Annotated in this window: 1 protein-coding gene; it reads right to left on the bottom strand. The window is 39.0% G+C overall.

The window, feature by feature from the left end; translation table 11 throughout:
- Positions 1-49: 49 nt before the first annotated feature.
- Positions 50-1252, bottom strand: a complete 1203-nt coding sequence (locus EOL86_15175; protein NCD26911.1) for an IS256 family transposase — start codon at positions 1250-1252, stop codon at positions 50-52.
- Positions 1253-1311 lie beyond the last annotated feature (59 nt).

The following is a 1311-nucleotide window of genomic DNA, read 5'->3' as shown; positions in this document are numbered from 1 at the left end:
GGGAGTGTTCAAAAATCTGTGTCAGCATCGAGTAGTTCCTAAAATTGTATCATAAATTTAAAGCCTTATTGAGTCTGCCCTCGAAATAAATCGAGAGTTGAGAGAGGGTAAGGCTCCAATTTCGAATAGGCATTGTCCATTTTTTTTCTGCATTTTTGATTCCCATAAACAATAATTTGAGTAAGCTATCATCATTTGGAAAAGCTCCTTTGGTCTTTGTGAGTGTTCGAAACTGGCGATGAACGGATTCAATAATATTGGTGGTATAAATAACACGTCTAATATCTTCTGGATACTGAAAGTACATTGAGAGATTCTCCCATTTGTTACGCCAAGATTGAAAAACAATAGGGTATTTTTTACCCCATTTTTCTTCCAGTTTATCCAGTTCATTTTCAGCTTCTTCTTTGGAAAATGCTTGATAGACTGCTTTAAGTTCACTAGCAAATTGCTTTTGATTGATTGAGCCTATAAACCTGAGGGAATTGCGTATTTGATGGACGATACACAGCTGAACTTCTGTATTGGGAAATACTGAAGTGATAGCTTCAGGGAATCCTTTAAGTCCATCGACTGAGGCAATCAATATATCTTTCACTCCACGGTTTTGCAGATCTGTGAGCACTTGTAACCAGAACTTTGCTCCTTCACTTTCACCTAAATAAAGTCCAAGTATCTCTTTTTTGCCATCGGTTCTAACACCTAGTACGGTATAAAAGGCTTTAGAGATATAACGTCCTTCATCTTTGACTTTATAGTGAATGGCATCTAAAAATATAAAGGGATAGAGCTCTTCCAAGGGACGAACTCGCCATTCTTGTAGCATGGGTAGGATTTTATCGGTTACTGCACTTATCGTGGCTTTAGAGAAGCCCACTCCATAAATCTCTTCGATATGATCTGCTATTTGGCTATAACTGTTGCCAAGGGCATAGAGTGAGAGTATCTTTTGTTCTATTTGATCGGACATATGGGTCTGATTTTTCTTTACAATTTGAGGCTCGAATGTGCCTGCTCTATCTCGTGGCACATCTAGCTCAAAACTACCTACTTCACTCTTCATGGTTTTAGAGCTACTGCCGTTTTTACGGTTTTTTACTAAATCCTGTGTTAGATGGGATTCTATCTCTGCTTGAAGCGCTGCTTCTGTCAGTTGTTTAATCAATGGAGCCAGTGCTCCATCTTTCCCACCAAGGGCTTTGCCCTCACGAATCTGTTGTAATATTGCCTCTGTGTCTATCTGAAATTCCATCGTTCAATCCTTGTGTCTTTGAAATACTACCTGATTGACACAGATTTTCTAACGCTCCC

The organism is Deltaproteobacteria bacterium (genome assembly GCA_009930495.1).
In the GTDB taxonomy this organism is placed as follows: domain Bacteria; phylum Desulfobacterota; class Desulfovibrionia; order Desulfovibrionales; family Desulfomicrobiaceae; genus Desulfomicrobium.
The sequence above is the reverse complement of the archived record's forward strand: the minus strand, read 5'-3'. Positions and strand labels throughout refer to the sequence as shown.

What these genes read in the sequence shown, in the direction of transcription:
- EOL86_15175 (NCD26911.1), bottom strand. Translation starts at nt 1,252, where the DNA reads ATGGAATTTCAGATAGACACAGAGGCAATATTACAACAGATTCGTGAG.